General features: G+C 35.7%; 16 protein-coding genes. 1 reads left to right on the forward strand and 15 read right to left on the reverse strand.

Annotated features, from left to right (window positions below):
• The 12 genes from GMB29_RS17550 to GMB29_RS17605 form a co-directional block, all read right to left on the reverse strand.
• The gene (locus GMB29_RS17550) at positions 1-333 is read right to left on the reverse strand and encodes a putative DNA-binding protein (protein WP_136351269.1); all 333 of its coding nucleotides are present in this window, start codon (positions 331-333) and stop codon (positions 1-3) included.
• Between the two features lie 395 nt (positions 334-728).
• Complete coding sequence (gene ftsY, locus GMB29_RS17555) at positions 729-1,724, reverse strand: signal recognition particle-docking protein FtsY (protein WP_136351270.1); 996 nt, start codon at positions 1,722-1,724, stop codon at positions 729-731.
• 13 nt (positions 1,725-1,737) lie between these two features.
• The gene (gene smc, locus GMB29_RS17560; RefSeq protein WP_136351271.1) at positions 1,738-5,304 is read right to left on the reverse strand and encodes a chromosome segregation protein SMC; all 3,567 of its coding nucleotides are present in this window, start codon (positions 5,302-5,304) and stop codon (positions 1,738-1,740) included.
• A gap of 260 nt (positions 5,305-5,564) precedes the next feature.
• Complete coding sequence (gene rnc / locus GMB29_RS17565) at positions 5,565-6,308, reverse strand: ribonuclease III (RefSeq protein WP_136351272.1); 744 nt, start codon at positions 6,306-6,308, stop codon at positions 5,565-5,567.
• Between the two features lie 320 nt (positions 6,309-6,628).
• Positions 6,629-6,862 carry an acyl carrier protein gene (gene acpP, locus GMB29_RS17570; RefSeq protein WP_136351273.1) on the reverse strand — a complete coding sequence of 78 codons (234 nt, stop codon included), beginning with the start codon at positions 6,860-6,862 and terminating at the stop codon, positions 6,629-6,631.
• A gap of 187 nt (positions 6,863-7,049) precedes the next feature.
• Positions 7,050-7,790 carry a 3-oxoacyl-[acyl-carrier-protein] reductase gene (gene fabG, locus GMB29_RS17575; protein ID WP_136351274.1) on the reverse strand — a complete coding sequence of 247 codons (741 nt, stop codon included), beginning with the start codon at positions 7,788-7,790 and terminating at the stop codon, positions 7,050-7,052.
• Positions 7,790-8,734 carry an ACP S-malonyltransferase gene (gene fabD / locus GMB29_RS17580; RefSeq protein ID WP_136351275.1) on the reverse strand — a complete coding sequence of 315 codons (945 nt, stop codon included), beginning with the start codon at positions 8,732-8,734 and terminating at the stop codon, positions 7,790-7,792. The genes fabG and fabD overlap by 1 nt, the downstream gene beginning before the upstream one ends.
• A 32-nt stretch (positions 8,735-8,766) precedes the next feature.
• Complete coding sequence (gene plsX, locus GMB29_RS17585) at positions 8,767-9,777, reverse strand: phosphate acyltransferase PlsX (RefSeq protein ID WP_136351276.1); 1,011 nt, start codon at positions 9,775-9,777, stop codon at positions 8,767-8,769.
• A gap of 9 nt (positions 9,778-9,786) precedes the next feature.
• A complete protein-coding gene (gene fapR / locus GMB29_RS17590) occupies positions 9,787-10,359 on the reverse strand; it encodes a transcription factor FapR (protein WP_136351277.1) in 573 nt (190 codons plus the stop codon).
• Positions 10,360-10,643: 284 nt separating this feature from the next.
• On the reverse strand, positions 10,644-12,692 hold the full coding sequence (gene recG, locus GMB29_RS17595) for an ATP-dependent DNA helicase RecG (protein WP_136351278.1): 2,049 nt from the start codon (positions 12,690-12,692) through the stop codon (positions 10,644-10,646).
• Positions 12,693-12,945: 253 nt separating this feature from the next.
• Positions 12,946-14,613: a DAK2 domain-containing protein gene (locus tag GMB29_RS17600; RefSeq protein ID WP_136351279.1), complete on the reverse strand. Its 1,668-nt coding sequence runs from the start codon at positions 14,611-14,613 to the stop codon at positions 12,946-12,948.
• A 17-nt stretch (positions 14,614-14,630) separates the two neighbouring features.
• On the reverse strand, positions 14,631-14,993 hold the full coding sequence (locus GMB29_RS17605) for an Asp23/Gls24 family envelope stress response protein (RefSeq protein WP_136351280.1): 363 nt from the start codon (positions 14,991-14,993) through the stop codon (positions 14,631-14,633).
• 537 nt (positions 14,994-15,530) lie between these two features.
• Here GMB29_RS17605 and rpmB point away from each other — a divergent pair.
• Positions 15,531-15,719 (forward strand): 50S ribosomal protein L28, encoded by a 189-nt coding sequence (gene rpmB / locus GMB29_RS17610; RefSeq protein ID WP_095298752.1) that lies wholly within the window; start codon positions 15,531-15,533, stop codon positions 15,717-15,719.
• A 145-nt stretch (positions 15,720-15,864) separates the two neighbouring features.
• Here the strand turns inward: rpmB and spoVM are convergent, their stop codons facing one another.
• From spoVM to rpe, 3 genes are all read right to left on the reverse strand, one after another.
• Positions 15,865-15,945 (reverse strand): stage V sporulation protein SpoVM, encoded by an 81-nt coding sequence (spoVM, locus tag GMB29_RS17615; protein ID WP_003328987.1) that lies wholly within the window; start codon positions 15,943-15,945, stop codon positions 15,865-15,867.
• 156 nt (positions 15,946-16,101) lie between these two features.
• Positions 16,102-16,743, reverse strand: coding sequence for a thiamine diphosphokinase (locus GMB29_RS17620; protein ID WP_136351281.1), 642 nt, complete (start codon positions 16,741-16,743; stop codon positions 16,102-16,104).
• A gap of 82 nt (positions 16,744-16,825) precedes the next feature.
• Positions 16,826-17,482, reverse strand: a complete 657-nt coding sequence (gene rpe / locus GMB29_RS17625; protein WP_136351471.1) for a ribulose-phosphate 3-epimerase — start codon at positions 17,480-17,482, stop codon at positions 16,826-16,828.

Raw genomic sequence — 17,482 nt, forward strand, 5'->3', positions numbered from 1 at the left:
CTAATCTAATTTCTCAAGTTCATTAAGCAATGAATCAATTTCCGCATTCTTTTCTGAGTTTACAGCATTTTCACGTAATTTTGTCATTAACTCTTGACGCTTTTGAAATTTTTGAAATAATAATAGCTTTTCTTCGTATTCCTCTAGCATTGCTTCAGTCCGTTTAATGTTATCGTAAACTGCTTGTCTACTAACACTATATTCCTCCGCAATTTCACCAAGGGAGTAATCATCTAAATAATATAACGACATATAGCTTTTTTGTTTGGGCGTTAACAACGATTGATAAAAATCAAACAAGTAGTTAAGCCTTGTCGTTTTTTCAAGCGTCATGTCGTTTCACCCCTTTGTTAAGTGAATTACCTTTACAGATAATAGTCTACATATGTAGTATTACCTTGTCAAGTAATATCTAGAGGCCTCGTTTATTTTTCAACAAAAAAAGGCTTAAAAATAAATATCTGGCTTTATTCCCTAACTTTCGACAAAAGTAAACCTGTTTATAAGGACAATATTGGAATATGTTAGGACAATTAAACATGATAAGGCCATGATCTTTATCAAATACGTCTGTCAGTCATTAAAATTGCACGACGATCAGTGCTACGTATTTTGACCTAAGTAACAGAGTTTAGATACATACTATTTAGTATATAAAAACAAAAACAAGCGAACTATTTCAAAGATTAATTGAATCATTGTAATAGTTCGCCTATGTGATCATTTATTTACTGTTCTTCCTGCTCTTCAATAATTCCTGAAAACAATCCATATACATACTGTTCTGTATTAAATTCTTGAAGGTCATCCATCTTTTCTCCAAGACCTACTAGTTTTACCGGAATGTCTAATTCGCCTTTGATGGCTAATACGATTCCTCCTTTTGCTGTACCATCTAATTTAGTTAGTACAATGCCGGAAACATCTGTTGCTTGTGAGAATTGTTTTGCCTGTGTCATCGCATTTTGACCTGTTGTTGCATCTAATACAAGTAAAACTTCATGTGGAGCACCTGGAATTTCTTTTTCAATAACACGCTTTACCTTTTCAAGTTCCTTCATAAGATTGACCTTATTTTGGAGTCTTCCAGCTGTATCACATAATAATACATCGACTTTGCGGGCTTTAGCAGCCTGTACGGCATCATACATAACTGCTGCAGGGTCACTGCCTTCAGATTGCTTAATTACATCAACACCTACCCGTTCTCCCCAAACCTCTAATTGTTCAATCGCACCGGCTCTAAACGTATCTCCTGCAGCTAGAAGGACTTTATTACCTTCGCTTTTGAGCTTATGAGCTAGTTTCCCGATCGTTGTTGTTTTACCAACACCATTAACACCGACAAATAATACGACATTTAATCGATCCTTTTGGAGATTTAGTTCGTTATTATAACTTTCGTTATCACCTTGGTAAATTTCAACTAGTTTTTCAGATATAACAGATTGAACTTCCTTTGTATCTTGAATATTACGACGTTTAACTTCAAGTTTTAATTCGTCGATCAGATCCATGACAGTTGTTACACCAACATCTGCACTTATTAAAAGTTCTTCAAGCTCTTCAAAAAAGTCTTCATCAACTTTCCGATATCTTGCTACAAGGTCATTCATTTTTCCAGCGAATGAATCTCTTGTCTTTGTTAAGCCGTCTTTAAACTTTTCTGTAACGGAATCTGTTTGTTTTGTAATTTTATCTTTTAGTTTTTTAAAAAAGCTCATCTTGTTCATCCCTTCAACTAGATTTCACTAATTCATTTGTTTCTTCAAGTCTTACTGAAACAAGCTTAGAAACGCCTGATTCCTGCATGGTTACACCGTAAAGAACATCTGCTTCCTCCATTGTTCCTTTTCGGTGGGTAATGACGATAAATTGCGTTTCATGACTAAATTTCTTCAAATATTGAGCGAAACGGTAAACATTTGCTTCATCGAGAGCGGCTTCGACTTCATCAAGTACACAGAATGGAACAGGACGTACTTTCAAAATTGAAAATAACAGCGCAATTGCTGTTAATGCACGTTCCCCGCCAGACAATAACCCAAGATTTTGTAGCTTTTTGCCTGGTGGCTGTGCAACTATATCAACACCTGTGTTCAGCAAATCATTTGGATTTGTCAACTTTAATTCAGCACGTCCACCACCAAACATCGCCTGAAAAACCGTTTCAAAATGGGAACGAATCGCATTAAAGGTTTGTTCAAATCTCACTTTCATTTCTTCGTCCATTTCATCCATTACCTGATAAAGTGTATCTTTCGCTTCAGTTAGATCAGTTCGTTGTTCTGAAAGGAATGTATAACGTTCAGAAACTCGTTCATATTCATCAATCGCTCCTAAGTTTACCGTTCCTAACTCATCAATTGCAAGCTTTGTTAATTTTACTCGTTTTCTCGCTTCATCAAGATCTATTTCAAGCTTATATTTTTCTTTTGCACCTTCAAAGGTTAAAAAATATTCTTCTCTTAAATGGTTAAGTCGATTATCTAATTCAACATCTAAACGATTTAATTTTACCTCTTCATCCTTTAATATATCTTGTAGCTGCTTATCCTGACGCTTTAATTCCTTTAATTCTCGCTCTTCAAATTCAAGCTTTTCTTGTAATTTCAATCGTTCATTACGTCTATTAGAAATAAGCTCAATTGTTTTTGTTTTATCATTAAGCTTATTCTTTGCGGCTTCTTCTAATTTTTCTTCACCTGAAGAATTTGAAGTCATTTCACTTGATAATAATGAATAGTCCTCATTTGCTTCCTCAAATTTTTGCTGAGATTGTTCAAGATCACGGTTTATACGTTCGACTTTTTCTTTTTGATTTTCATAAATTTGATTTTTACTTGCGAGAATAACTTTTAATTCCGTCAGTTCATTTTGTAACTCATCTTTTGAGGTTTGTTGAGATATTTTTTTCTCTGACAACTCTTCAATCTCTTTATCTAACTCATCTAGCTTCTTAGAAAGTGTTTGTAAATTTTGATTTAGTTCATGTTTACGAGCTGCAATCTTGTCTTTTTCTGACTGGAAAGACTCTCGTTCAGCATCGTATAATGTTAAATGATCGTTAACATTTTTTTCATTTAACTCAATTTCTCTTATTTCACTTCTGATCATTTGTTCTTCTAAACGAAGCTTCTCGCCACTTGATCGCAGTTCTTCAAGGAGCATTTCTTGATTTTGAATTGTTTCCTTAGTTGCTTTCACGTCTTTTTCAAATTGTGCAGTTTTTTCTTCCATTTCTGCTAATTTTCCATTTATTGTTTCCAATTCACGCTGACGGCTAAGTAATGAATTATTTTTTTGTTTCATTGCCCCACCTGTCATCGATCCCCCTGGATTAACAACATCCCCTTGTAGGGTTACTAAACGATAGCGATAATTCATAAGTTTAGCAATTTCATTAGCACCTTTTAAGTCAGATGTAATAATAACTGTTCCAAGAAGATTACCAATGATAGATTTGAATTGTGGTTGATACTTTACTAAATCTGTTGCAATTCCAACAAAAGCTTGGTGAGTCTGAATCGTTCTTAAATCATGAGAATTAATTGATCGTTCCTTAATAACCGATAAGGGTAAAAATGTGGCTCGTCCAAATGAATGTTGCTTTAAATATTTAATTGCTTTACGAGCAGAAGACTCATCTTCTACAACTACGTGCTGCATTGTGCTGCTTAATGCTATTTCAATGGCTGTTTCATAGTTTTTCTCCGTTGAAATTAATTCAGCAACCGCTCCGTGAATTCCTCCAAGTTGATCCTTCGCTTTTAAAATTTCTTTTACACCTTGGAAGAAACCTGCATAGTCTTCCTGCATAGATTCTAAAACTTCTTTTCTTGAACGAGTTTGTTGAAGAATCTGGTATGCTTGATATAAAGTTGTTTCTTTCTTTTGATAAGTATTTTTTAAGTTTTCTAGTTTTGTTTGAGCGTCACGGAAATTTTTTATTTGCTCTGATAATTGACTTTCAACAAGTGAATACTTTGCTTCAATTTTTGCTTTCATCTCTAGTATTTCTTGTCTCTCTGTAATATATCTTTTATTTGAATCTAATAACTTTAAACTTTTATGCTCATGTTGATTAAATTGATCATCTAAATACTGAATTTCGTTTCTTGCAGAAGCTTGTTTATTTAGGCACTCAAAATAATCACTTTTTAAGTCCTCAATCACTTCTTCAATATTTTGATTATAAGAATTCATAAGCTGCTGCTTATTTGATAATTGATCTTTGATCGTCTTTAATTCCTTTTTATATGTTTCTAAAGATAATTCTTGCTCATTCTTTTCTAACTTCAACAATGATATGTGTGAAGTAAGTTCTTCAATTGTTTTTTCTAATTGGGATTTATTTTGATGAGCATTTTTCTTTCGTTCCTTTAGAACCTCTCTCCTACCCTCGAGCTTTTCAAGTTCTTCACTCGCTAGTAGCAACACTTGCTGCAAGTCATCGATCGATTCGTCTAAAGCTGTTAAATGATCACGCATGCTAGCGACTTCAGCTTCCTTTTTTTGCATAGTTGCTGATAACTGGAGTTCACGGTCCTTGCCTTCTTCAACCGTTTTTGCGAGAGATTCATATTTTCCATGCAACTCTTCAATTTCATAAACAGTTAATGCTACTTCAATTTTCTCTAATGCTTCTTTTTGTTCAAGATAGTCCTTAGCAATCGAAGCTTGTATCCTTAATGGTTCAACTTGATTTTCAAGTTCATGCAAGATGTCTTGTACTCGATTTAGATTTTCCTGCGTTTCTGCTAATTTATATTCAGCCTTCTTTTTCCGGGATTTATATTTTAAAACCCCAGCAGCTTCTTCAAAAATCGTTCTTCGTTCTTCTGATTTACTGCTTAAAATCTCTTCTACTTTCCCTTGGCTAATAATTGAAAAGGCTTCTTTACCAAGACCAGAATCCATAAATAAATCAACGATATCCTTTAGGCGACAACTTTGATTATTTATAAAAAATTCACTATCTCCTGAGCGATAAACACGACGTGTAACACTTACCTCATGATAATCGATTGGAAGAAAATGATCTTCGTTATCTAACGTAAGTGTTACTTCAGCTATATTTAGCGCTTTTCTTGAATCACTCCCAGCAAATATGATATCCTCCATTTTTGCACCGCGAAGTGATTTTGCAGATTGTTCCCCTAATACCCATCTTATACCATCTGTAATATTACTTTTACCACTGCCATTTGGTCCTACTACTGCTGTAACACCTTTAACAAAATCAACTGTTACTCGTTCAGCAAATGACTTAAATCCTACAATATCCAATCGTTTGAGGAACATTGTGATTTCCTCCTTACTATTTCAATTTATATAATGCTAAAGCGAATCGCTCAATTTTTATTTACGTTTCAGTCACATATCAATATGACAAATCTCCTCATATTTTATCATATTATGTCGATGAAAAAACGATAACTTTTTCTAACAATAAAAAAGGACAACTCAGTTAAAACATGTATCTCACCACCAAACATTTTATCAAAAATCGTTTTTAAGATGAGTATTCATGAATTTTCTAATGAGTATGTCCATACTAAATGCTATTTATTTAGTTGTTGAAGCCTTGATAACGCCTCCTGTGCGGCGTGTTGTTCTGCTTCTTTTTTGGACTTTCCGCTTCCTGTACCAAAAACTTCACCATTTAATGAAACAGTAGATATAAATTCACGATTATGAGCCGGTCCTTTTTCTTGGAGAATTTTATATTCTAAGACACCTTTTGTATCGCGTTGGACAAACTCTTGAAGTTGACTTTTAAAATCCATCACATGGGAAAAAGCACCTTCATTTATCTTTGGAATGACGAATTGGTTTAAAAATTGTGTAACTGCTTCCAAGCCTTGATCTAAATATAACGCACCAATAAATGCCTCAAACACATCTGCCAAAAGGGCAGGACGTGCTCGTCCACCTGTCATTTCTTCTCCTTTTCCTAAAAGAACAAGGAGCCCAAAGGATAGGTTGTTCGCAAACGAAACCAATGATGGTTCACAAACAATTGCAGCACGCAGCTTCGTCAACTCTCCTTCACTCATCATCGGGTATTTTTTATACAAAAATTGAGAAATGGTAAGTTCTAAAACGGCATCACCCAAAAATTCAAGCCGTTCGTTATCTTCATAAGGCTTTTTTCGATGCTCATTTACATATGATGAATGTGTAAAAGCTTGATATAAAAGCTTTTCATTCTTGAACGTCTGACCTATACGCTCTTGGAATCTTCTAAATTCCTCCGCTTTCTTTGCAAAGGTTCTTCTCTCTTTATAGTTAATATTTTTTGGCATTGGTACCTCCATCTGAAAAACGGAAGCGCCTTGTTTTAGCATGAAGCAATTCAAGAACAAGCGTCATGTTTAGTCCCGACATGCATAAGACGCTTGCGAATAGAAGGTGTGTTTTACCTTCAATTCGCAAGTGGCTTATGCCCTCTAGGCCGCTCCATAGGGATTCACAACAACTGCACATACACAACTTCTGCTTCGGTTCAAAAAGGCGCCAGAGTAAATTATTATACTCCATCCGAAATCTAGTCTTTTTCAAATTAGTAAAAATTTCTTTATAAAAGGGGTAAAGCCCCGTATAAATACGGGACTTTACTGCAACATTACTGTTGGCTATTTATGTAGTTAACAGCGTCACCCACTGTACCGATTTTTTCTGCATCTTCGTCAGAAATTTCCATATCGAACTCATCTTCAAGTTCCATAACAAGCTCAACTACATCTAGGGAATCTGCACCAAGATCATCTTTAAATGAAGACTCTAATTTAACTTCAGCCTCATCAACACCTAAACGGTCAACGATAATCTTTGTTACACGTTCTAATACTTCTGCCATTTTCCTTCACCTCCCCTCAAGTATTATAAGTGATTTCTATCTGAAAAACTAGGCTTGATACTAGTTTTTTTAGAAAAGCACTAACACTTCAAGCACCCCGTAAAACATAGTATCTTAATGAATAAAAAGCATTTTTGTCTCTTTCATTCATTTATTAGATAAAAATATTACGGGAACGTTAAAGCAGTTACATGACCATACCACCATTAACATGTAATGTCTGACCAGTGATATACTTACTTTTCTCTGATGCTAGGAACGTAACAACATTTGCTATATCACTCGGTTCACCAAGTGTTGCAAGTGGAATTTGCTTTAGCAATTCAGATTTTATTTCTTCTGAGAGTTCATCAGTCATATCTGTTGTAATAAAACCCGGAGCAACAGCATTAACAGTAATATTTCTAGAAGCTAATTCTTTTGCTGTCGTTTTTGTTAATCCAATTACACCTGCTTTTGCAGCAACGTAATTAGCTTGACCAGGATTACCACTAACTCCAACAACTGATGCAATATTAATGATTCGACCGTTTCGCTGTTTCATCATTTGACGAGTAACCCCTTTTGTACAAAGAAATACACCTTTAAGGTTCGTATTGATGACATCGTCCCATTCTGTATCTTTCATTCTCATTAGTAGATTATCACGTGTGATACCCGCATTATTTACCAGGATATCCAATTGTCCGTATTGATTAATAACTTCTTTAATCATTTGTCCAACTTCATCACTATTGGAAACATCAGCTTTTATCGCAAAAGCATTTCCACCGTTTGCTTTTATTTCATCCACAACTTCATTTGCTTTTGCTTCACTTCCAGCATAATTAACGGCAACACTTGCACCATTTTTCGCCAAATCAATGGCAATCGCTCTGCCAATACCGCGGGATGCACCTGTTACTAACGCAACTTTGTTCTCTAGCATTACTTTTCCCCCTTAAGCTTCTCAACAGTATTATTCAACGAATCTAAATCAGATATAGCATAAACATTAACTGAACGATCAATTTTCTTCACTAAACCTGACAACACTTTTCCAGGCCCAATTTCGATAAATGTTGTAACACCAAGCTTAATCATCGTTTTTACAGATTCTTCCCATCTTACCGGAGAGTATAACTGTTTTACTAATAAATCTTTTATTTCAGTTTGCTTTTCAACTGGTTTTGCTGTTACATTTGCGATGACAGGTACTTTTGCATCTTCAAAGCTTAAAGCTGAAAGAACATCATCAAATTGTTCCGCTGCCGGCTTCATTAATTCAGAATGAAAGGGACCACTCACAACAAGTGGAATTGCTCGTTTCGCTCCATTTTCTTTTGCAAGGGCTGAGGCCTTTTCAACACCTTCAGCTGTTCCAGAGATAACAATTTGACCAGGACAGTTTAAATTTGCTAATTGTACTGAATCACCGGCATTAGTAATTTCAGCTGTCACTTTTTCAAGTTCGTCAGCAGACATCCCTAATATGGCAGCCATCGCTCCTTGCCCCGCAGGTACTGCTTCGTCCATCAACTCTCCACGTTTCTTAACAGCGTAAACAGCATCCTCAAAACTTAAAACTCCAGCTGCAACTAGTGCAGTATATTCTCCAAGACTGTGTCCTGCTGCGAAATCTGCCGTTATTCCGTACTGTTTAAAATGATTTAATATAGCAATGCTTGTTGTTAACAGGGCTGGTTGTGCGTTATACGTTAATGTTAGTGTGTCTTGTGGACCTTCAAATATTAACTCGGATAATTTTTCACCTAAACGGTTATCTGCTTTTTCAAAAATTTCTTTTGATTCTTGAATTTGGTCAAATAGATCCTTACCCATACCAACAGATTGTGACCCTTGTCCAGGAAAAATAAAGGCTATTTTAGTCATCTCACTGTCATCCTCATTTCGTTATCATTTTTTCAAGAAAGCTCTACGCTTTGACTTTCCTTCGAACCCTCAATTGAATTATGGATTGTTTCTGCCACATGATTCGAAACCATTTCACGCGTTTGGCGAATGGCGTTATAAATTGCATTTGCATCGGAAGAACCATGTGCTTTAATAACAGGTGCTTTTAAACCAAAAAGTGCTGCTCCACCATATTCAGAGTAATCCATCTGTTGCTTTATCATCTTAAATTCTGGTTTTAAAATTCCAGCCGCTATTTTCGATTTTAAGTTACTCATTAACGTTGTCTTTAGCATTGAAAAAACGGACAAAGCCGTACCTTCAATTGATTTTAAGGCAATATTCCCCGTAAAACCATCTGTTACAACAACATCAGCTACACCCTCCATTAAATCTCGTGATTCTACATTTCCCACAAAATTTAATGTAGTATCTTTTAATAATGTGAATGTCTGCTTTGTTAGATCATTTCCTTTTTTATCTTCTGTTCCGACATTTAAAAGCCCAATACGTGGATTTTTTATCCCGCGTACTTTTTCAACATAAATGGAACCCATTATTGCATATTGTAGCAAGTGTTCTGGTTTTGCATCAACGTTAGCCCCAACATCTAAGAATAAAAATCCATTTCCATCTAATGTTGGCAAAGTTGGTGATAAAGCAGGACGTTCAATTCCTTCAATTCGACCTATTATAAATAATCCTGCCGTCATCAGTGCACCTGTATTACCTGCTGAAATACAGCCATCTGCACGTCCTTCTTTTACTTCATTTGCCATAAGCACCATTGAAGCATTTTTTTTTCTTCTTACAGCCCGAACTGGCTCATCTGTACTTTCAATCATTTCTTCTGTATGTATAATTGAGATTCTTGTAGAATCTGATAAATACTCTTTGATTTTTTCTTCATGACCAATAAGGGTAACTTCTAAGTCTGAAAACGCAGAAATTGCTTTCATCACACCTTCTACAACAGACTTTGGAGCATTGTCCCCTCCCATTGCATCAATCGCTAACTTCATATTTGTTACCTACCTTTGTGTTGGATTTGAGCGATACATGTCAAACACACCTGAAAAAACAATTTCACTTCCGACATAGCTTTTTACATCAACAGTTGTTCGTCCTTTTTCAGATTCGCCCTTTACAACCTTTGCTTTTGCAATGACCCGTTCATTTTCTTTTACTTGTCTTGTAAAACGAATATTCGCTTTTGCCGTTAAAGCCAATTCATCGTTTATAACAGCAACCGCTAATGAATTAGCTTGGGCGAATAAATGGTGACCACGTGCAATTTGGTTTCTATTAAAAACATGTTCTTTTTTTATTTCTAAAATTGAAATGGCTGATTCATCTAGTTGAAGATCGATGATCTCCCCAATTACTTCTTCTATTTGCAACGATTTTACTTCATCGTCTAGTTTCATTTCTGCTACATTTTTTATACGTTCTCTTAACTCCGGAATTGATAATTCTAAGCGATCCAGACGAATCGTTTGTATACTCACCTGGAACTTCTCAGCCAATTCTTCGTCAGTAATAAATGGCGTGTCAGCAATTGTCTCCTGCAACAAAAGCTGTCTCTCTTTTTTACTTTTCCTCATCTGTATACGACACCGCCCGAACTATTAAGACTAGGTACTAATAGTAGTATATAGATAAAGAAAACAGATTGCAAGTAGAAAAGTGGCAGCACCAGTATAGGTCAGACTAACATCAGACTGACATGAAATGAAGGTGATCTTCCCTTAAAATGTCTTTCTGACTTATGATTCGTTGAACGAGGATATGGAACTTGACATGCAGAAAAACACAAGCATCTTGATAGACGCTTGTGTCTGACCCCCCCCTATTGCCTTTACCTATATCTTTAACATGAAGGATTCTATCAATCTAATTTCTCTCCATCTAGTATCCCCGATTGAAGAAGATGCATCCTTAGTCCCTCATACTTTTTTTCATCCCAAAATGCCTTTGAACTTACCAATTCTACAGCATCCTGTCTTGCAACCTCAAGAGCTCGATAATCATGAACCATGTCAGCAACTTTAAAAATCGGCATACCGCTTTGCTTTTTACCAAAGAAGTCTCCTGGACCTCTTAGCTCTAAATCTCTTTCTGATAAAACAAAACCGTCATTAGTTTCTGTCATGATCTTCATTCTTTCTTTACCCGTTTCTGATTTAGGGTCAGCAAGTAAGATACAATATGATTGTTCACTGCCTCGACCTACACGCCCGCGAAGTTGATGAAGCTGAGATAATCCAAAACGTTCGGCATCATAAATAACCATGATGGTTGCATTCGGTACATTTACCCCAACTTCAACCACTGTTGTTGAGACTAATATATTTACTTCATTTTGACTAAACCTTCTCATCACGGAATCTTTTTCCTCTGACGTCAATCTTCCGTGCATAAGGCCAACTTGAAAACGGCCTTGAAAGAAATGAGTAAGCATACTATGCACATCAAGAGCGTTTTGTACATCAAGTTTGTCAGATTCCTCTATTAAGGGACAAATAACATAAGCTTGCCTGCCTTTTGAGGTTTCTTTTTCAATAAATGATAAAATCCGATCAAGCATTGTTGGCTTAACCCAATATGTTTCAATTGCTTTTCTACCTGCTGGAAGTTCATCAATCACAGAGACATCCATTTCACCAAAGGCAGTGATCGCCAAAGTACGTGGAATCGGCGTTGCTGTCATAAACAATACATCTGTATTTTCTCCCTTTTCACGCAGCATTCGTCTTTGCTCCACTCCAAAGCGATGTTGTTCATCTGTAATAACTAAGCCGAGTTGATGAAAATGAATTTCATCTTGGATAAGGGCATGTGTCCCAATTAAGAGTTGAATTTCATTATTCCTTAGCTTTTCAAGGAGCTCACGACGTTTTTTTCCTTTGATTGAACTCGTCAAGAGAGCAACATTCACAGCAAATGGTTCAAACATTTTTACTAATGATTCAGCATGTTGTTCAGCTAAGATTTCCGTTGGAACCATTAATGCACCTTGATAGCCTGATAAAATTGCAGCGTAGATGGCAATAGCCGCAACAACTGTTTTACCAGAACCAACATCTCCTTGAAGTAAGCGATTCATTCGGAAAGGTGACTTCATGTCTGTGATAATTTCATTTACTACACGAGATTGTGCTTTCGTAAGAGGGAATGGAAGGGTATGAAGGAACTCATCAAATTTTTCATAATCAAATTTATGCTCTATTCCTTTAGACTGTTCTCGTTGCACTTTACGTAAAGCTTGCATTTTTAATTGAAATAAAAGAAATTCTTCATATACGAAACGCCTTCTTGCCTGCTTTAATTGTTCTTGTCCAACAGGAAGATGTATAGACCGGAGTGCTTCCTTTCTTGTTTGAAGTTTATATTTAAGTAAAAACTCGTCAGGTAGAATCTCGTGTATATCATCTAAATATTCTTTCATTGCAAGTGAAATAAATTTTCTCATTCCCTTAATTGTAAGCTTACCCTTTACAGAATAAACCGGTTCAATTCCAGTGAGTGTTTGCTTAGGTCCAAATGTTAATTCTTGAACAGTAATTGTTTGACGATGCTTATCCCATTTACCTGTAACCGTCACTGTAGAATCAATTGATAGTTTATTTTTAAAATAAGGGCGATTAAAACATACAACAGATAGTAAATATCGACCAACCAATAAGCGAAAGGTAAGTCTGGAACGTTTCTTTCCGAAATATGTAAGGGATGGTTCACTATGCACTTTCCCTTCAACTGTTACGCGCTCATCATGCTTTACATCTGCAAGATCTTTTAAACTATTATCATCATATCTATATGGGAAATACTCTAATAAATCATAAATTGTATAAATACCTAAGTCATTAAAAAGCTCGGTTGTTTCCTCACCAACACCTTTTAATGTAGAAATAGGTTCTGATAGTCTATTGTTCACGTTACATTTGCGATTCCAAGCAGTTTGATCCTAATTATTAGACTGTTGAAACCGACTCTAACCTCCTTGTAGACATTCTGCTTAAGCAACTTCTGCTATTAAGTGTATCAGATTTTGATTAAAGTTGTATAAGTTTGACTTTAGGCAATTCAAGTGGATAGTTATGGGAGTATAGATTGAAGGTTTTCTCTCTGGGGAATTAGCAGGTTTAGACAATCAAAAACTCGGCAAATGCCGAGTTTTTGAAATGTTGTTATTCAACGGAAAAAATATAAGAATATAAAGGTTGTTTACCATTATGAGTTTCAACTTCAATGTCTTCAAAATGTTTTTCGACAAATTGAACAAGTTCTTCAACCTCTTCATGACTTGCATCTTCACCTTGGATAATCGTTAAAATCTCATCCTCGTCAGTAATCATTTCAGTAAGAAGTTTTTTTGAAGCTGAAAGTTGATCATGATCGGTTACGACGATTTTACCGTTTGATATACCCATAAAGTCACCTTTTGCAATATCAAGACCATCAATATTTGTATCACGTACTGCATACGTAATTTGACCACTTTTTACATTTCCTAAGGCATCCATCATTGCTGACTCAATAACCCCTGGCTCTGCAGTAGGGTTAAAAGCAAGTAAAGCAGCCATTCCTTGTGGTACTGTTTTAGAAGGAATCACAATGACATTCTCATCGACAACAGATGCTGCCTGCTGAGCAGTCATAACGATATTTGAGTTATTCGGGAGAATAATAATCGTTTCAGCGTTGACATCATGAACTGCCTGAACAATATCTTCAGTACTCGGATTCATCGTTTGGCCACCTTCGATTACTGCACTAGCACCAATACTTTTAAATAACTCAGCAATGCCTTTTCCCATTGTTACTGTCACAATTCCAAATTTGTTCTTTTCTTTCTTGCTTTCGACTTTTGGAGAAGTTGGTGCTTGATCACCTACGATATTCGTATGCTGCTGACGCATATTTTCAATCTTCATATTGATAAGATTACCGTATTTTTGTCCATATGAAAGTACTTCTCCAGGATACTCTGCATGTATATGTACTTTCGCTAAATCATCATCAGCAATAACTAATAAAGAATCACCAAATTGACTTAGATCATTTCTGAATTTCTCTTCATTAAATGGAGTTTTAGCGTTTTCAAAACGTACCATGAATTCTGTACAATATCCGAATTCGATATCTTCTGTATTAATATGACTCTGAACGCTTTTATGGTGTTCTGCATTGACAAGTTCGTTCATTGATGGAGTTGTTACATTTGAAGTGGTAAGTGTTTCCCCATTTAATGCAGCTAAAAATCCTTCATAAACAAACACCAGCCCTTGACCACCACTATCTACAACCCCAACCTCTTTTAATACTGGCAGCAATTCAGGTGTACGTTTTAATGACTTTTCAGCTTCATCTAACGTAATTTTCATTATTTTATCTATAGATACTTCATTTTCTGCAGCAACGACCGCAGCTTTCGCAGCATCCTTTGCAACTGTTAAAATTGTTCCTTCAACAGGTTTCATTACTGCTTTATATGCAGTATCAACACCTGCCTGAAGAGCACCAGCAAATTCAACACTATTAATTGTAGGTTTTGATTCAATCGATTTTGAGAAGCCCCTGAATAATTGAGAAAGGATTACACCGGAATTTCCACGTGCACCCATTAAAAGACCTTTCGATAAAGCCGAACCAACCTTACCTATATGATCTATTGTATTGTTTTTGACCTCTTTAGCTCCTGATGTCATAGATAAATTCATATTTGTTCCAGTATCACCATCAGGAACAGGAAAAACGTTTAATGCATCGACTAATTTTGCATTATTTGATAGGTGATGCGCACCTTGCAAAATCATTTCCGCAAAACGCTTACCATCTAAAGTTGTAATTGACACAGGTCATTTCCTCCTAACTATGTGTTCGCTACACGAACACCTTGTACAAAAATATTTACAGAATCAACAGCAAGTCCAACCGTCTGATCTAACGTATACTTAACTTTTGTTTGAACGTTATGTGCGACTTCAGAAATTTTTGTACCATAGCTGACAATAATATACATATCAATGTTAATAGATTCATCATCTTGGCGTACTATTACGCCTCTGCTAAAGTTTTCTTTTCGAAGTATTTCCGTAAGACCATCTTTTATTTGATTCTTTGATGCCATTCCAACAATACCATAACAGTCTATAGCAGCACCACCGGCAATGGTTGCAATGACTTCGTTAGATATATCAATTTGTCCGTACATTGTTTTTAATTCAATGGACATGATCGTTCCCCCTTTGGAATTGTTCTCACTGGCTACAATCATTTTACTATAAGGGTATTCATTTGAAAAGCGCAACCTCCATGATCGGCCTAGTACTCGTGATGTTCGTTCACAATTCAAAGCTCAAAACTAAATAATAAAATCAAGTATAAACGTTTGTTTGCCATTTAGTTTTGGTTCTTTTCTAAGAGTTTGGAGCAGATTGCGAGACTCCTGCGGGAGCAGAGGGACAGGTGAGATCCCACAGGCGTTTACGCCGAAGAGGTTCACCGCCCGCTCCGCTAAAAAAGCGAGCATCCTCTCGCTGCAATCAATCACACCGCACTACTTGGGAAAAATCAACAAAGTTTGCGAAAACATCCTTAGTTTTTATCAAATTAGCTTAAAATATGATGTCAAGGAAAAATTCTTGAAAGCTTTACTATAGAAGTATTGCATTCTAGATTTGATTATGATAAATTATTAAAGTATCTCATGGCTTTAGTACATGATTATCGTAAAATATGTTATGTTTTTTTGTAGTAAGGAGGGAATAACATGGCACGTAAATGCGTTATTACTGGTAGAAAAACTCGTTCAGGCAATGCACGTTCACACGCAATGAACGCTAATAAACGTACTTGGGGCGCAAACCTTCAAAAAGTTCGCATCTTAGTTAACGGTAAACCGAAAAAGGTATATGTATCTGCTCGCGCTTTAAGATCTGGTAAAGTTGAGCGAGTTTAATTTTCATTAAACTCTAGCGTTATTAGCAGAAATCATGAAATGCTAGCTTATCCTAGTTTGCTTTGATAGCAGCTTGTTTCATATTCCATATATAAACAAACAAATAAGCTAAGAAAAAAGCACCGAAAATAACGGTGCTTTTTTCTTAATCTTTTTTAAATGAACCGAGCATCGCCCGAACAATTCCTCCTAAAAACTTCGGTAACTTAATTGTATAGAATTTCATTCTTTCCCTCCTCAACCAAATCATTAAACATGTCATTATACTTGCTTAAAGGTTCTATTTGTCGCCAAGTTTTCATTAGAATAAATCAGTTCTGTAGCATTATATTCAGAATAAGAAAAAAAATGACGCTAGACCCTATCTCTTTGGTCACAAGGATCAATCTCTACTTCTTATCATTATTAATATGCCGTCATGAAAAGAAAAAGTACCTCGTTCAATAACGAGTTCATTACTAACACATAGGGTTGACCCAATACTAATATCTCGATTTTGTAACGGGTATTTAAACCCCTGTAACGTTATACCCTTAACTTCATGACTAATCGGAATAAATGATATATATTTTAATTCCTTGTGCTTCTTTATTGTATATGTTCCTGGGGTAAAGAGCGTGATATGATTTTGCTTATCAATCAACTCTATATTTCGGAAAGACATTTGCTTGACTAAAAGTTGAATATTCGCTAGCAAATGATCTATTCTTCCACCGGTTGCACCAAATAGATAAATGATTTCTGGTTTTTGCATGACAGCCCATTCTAATGCAAGTTCTGTATCGGTTTTATCTTTTTCAGAAGAGTATAATGAAAGAGAAGCTAATGTATTCGATAGTGCCTTTTTTTCTTCAATCGATATTGAATCGAAATCTCCAAAAGCATGTGATAATGGTAAGCCTGATTCTTGAATATAAATAACCCCTTTGTCAATACCTACCCATGTGACATCTTTATCGTGATAATTTGTTAATGCAGGGACAAATTCTTTTGGACCTCCTGCAACAAGTGCGATTTTCTTCATATTTACTCCTTTTTGCTTTTATGATATTTATGAAATGAAAAAAGTCTGACACCTATTTGCGTCAGAACTTTTTCTGAAATTATTAAGATAGAACAGCTTGCTTTAAGTTGGCAATTGCTTGTTTTCGATCAGTTGTATTATAAATGGCTGAGCCTGCAACAAGAACTGTAGCTCCTGCCATAACACATTGTTTGGCTGTTTCTTCGTTTACCCCACCATCAACTTCAATTTCGATTGAAAGCTGTTTTTCCTTTATTATATTTGCCAGCTGTTTAATTTTTGGCAACACTTGTGGAATAAATGCTTGTCCACCAAAACCTGGATTAACTGTCATTAATAAGACCATATCAATATCTTCAAGAATATGTTGAATGGACTCTATTGGTGTATGTGGATTTAACACAACTCCTGCTTTAATTCCTTTTGACTTTATTAATTGAATGGTTCGATGAAGATGATTACACGCTTCTACATGAACGGTAATAATATCTGCACCAGCACGTACAAAGTCATCGATATAGAGGTCTGGTTTCTCAATCATCAAATGCACATCTAAAGGTAGCTTTGTAACTGGACGAATCGCTTCAACAATCAATGGTCCAATGGTAATGTTCGGCACAAAGTGACCATCCATGACGTCTACATGAATATAATCAGCGCCGCCATTTTCTACATCTTTGATTTCTTCTCCCAATTTAGCAAAATTTGCCGATAAAATAGATGGAGCAATTTTTATCAT

Source organism: Metabacillus sediminilitoris, from assembly GCF_009720625.1.
GTDB lineage: Bacteria > Bacillota > Bacilli > Bacillales > Bacillaceae > Metabacillus > Metabacillus sediminilitoris.

Excerpts from the sequence above, each read along its gene's own strand:
- smc (WP_136351271.1), bottom strand. The coding sequence starts at position 5,304 with ATGTTCCTCAAACGATTGGATATTGTAGGATTTAAGTCATTTGCTGAA.
- ftsY (WP_136351270.1), bottom strand. The coding sequence starts at position 1,724 with ATGAGCTTTTTTAAAAAACTAAAAGATAAAATTACAAAACAAACAGAT.
- fabG (WP_136351274.1), bottom strand. The coding sequence starts at position 7,790 with ATGCTAGAGAACAAAGTTGCGTTAGTAACAGGTGCATCCCGCGGTATT.
- GMB29_RS17605 (WP_136351280.1), bottom strand. The coding sequence starts at position 14,993 with ATGTCCATTGAATTAAAAACAATGTACGGACAAATTGATATATCTAAC.
- fapR (WP_136351277.1), bottom strand. The coding sequence starts at position 10,359 with ATGAGGAAAAGTAAAAAAGAGAGACAGCTTTTGTTGCAGGAGACAATT.
- spoVM (WP_003328987.1), bottom strand. The coding sequence starts at position 15,945 with ATGAAATTCTATACAATTAAGTTACCGAAGTTTTTAGGAGGAATTGTT.
- GMB29_RS17620 (WP_136351281.1), bottom strand. The coding sequence starts at position 16,743 with ATGAAGAAAATCGCACTTGTTGCAGGAGGTCCAAAAGAATTTGTCCCT.
- acpP (WP_136351273.1), bottom strand. The coding sequence starts at position 6,862 with ATGGCAGAAGTATTAGAACGTGTAACAAAGATTATCGTTGACCGTTTA.
- rpmB (WP_095298752.1), top strand. The coding sequence starts at position 15,531 with ATGGCACGTAAATGCGTTATTACTGGTAGAAAAACTCGTTCAGGCAAT.
- rpe (WP_136351471.1), bottom strand. The coding sequence starts at position 17,482 with ATGATAAAAATTGCTCCATCTATTTTATCGGCAAATTTTGCTAAATTG.
- GMB29_RS17550 (WP_136351269.1), bottom strand. The coding sequence starts at position 333 with ATGACGCTTGAAAAAACGACAAGGCTTAACTACTTGTTTGATTTTTAT.
- fabD (WP_136351275.1), bottom strand. The coding sequence starts at position 8,734 with ATGACTAAAATAGCCTTTATTTTTCCTGGACAAGGGTCACAATCTGTT.
- rnc (WP_136351272.1), bottom strand. The coding sequence starts at position 6,308 with ATGCCAAAAAATATTAACTATAAAGAGAGAAGAACCTTTGCAAAGAAA.
- plsX (WP_136351276.1), bottom strand. The coding sequence starts at position 9,777 with ATGAAGTTAGCGATTGATGCAATGGGAGGGGACAATGCTCCAAAGTCT.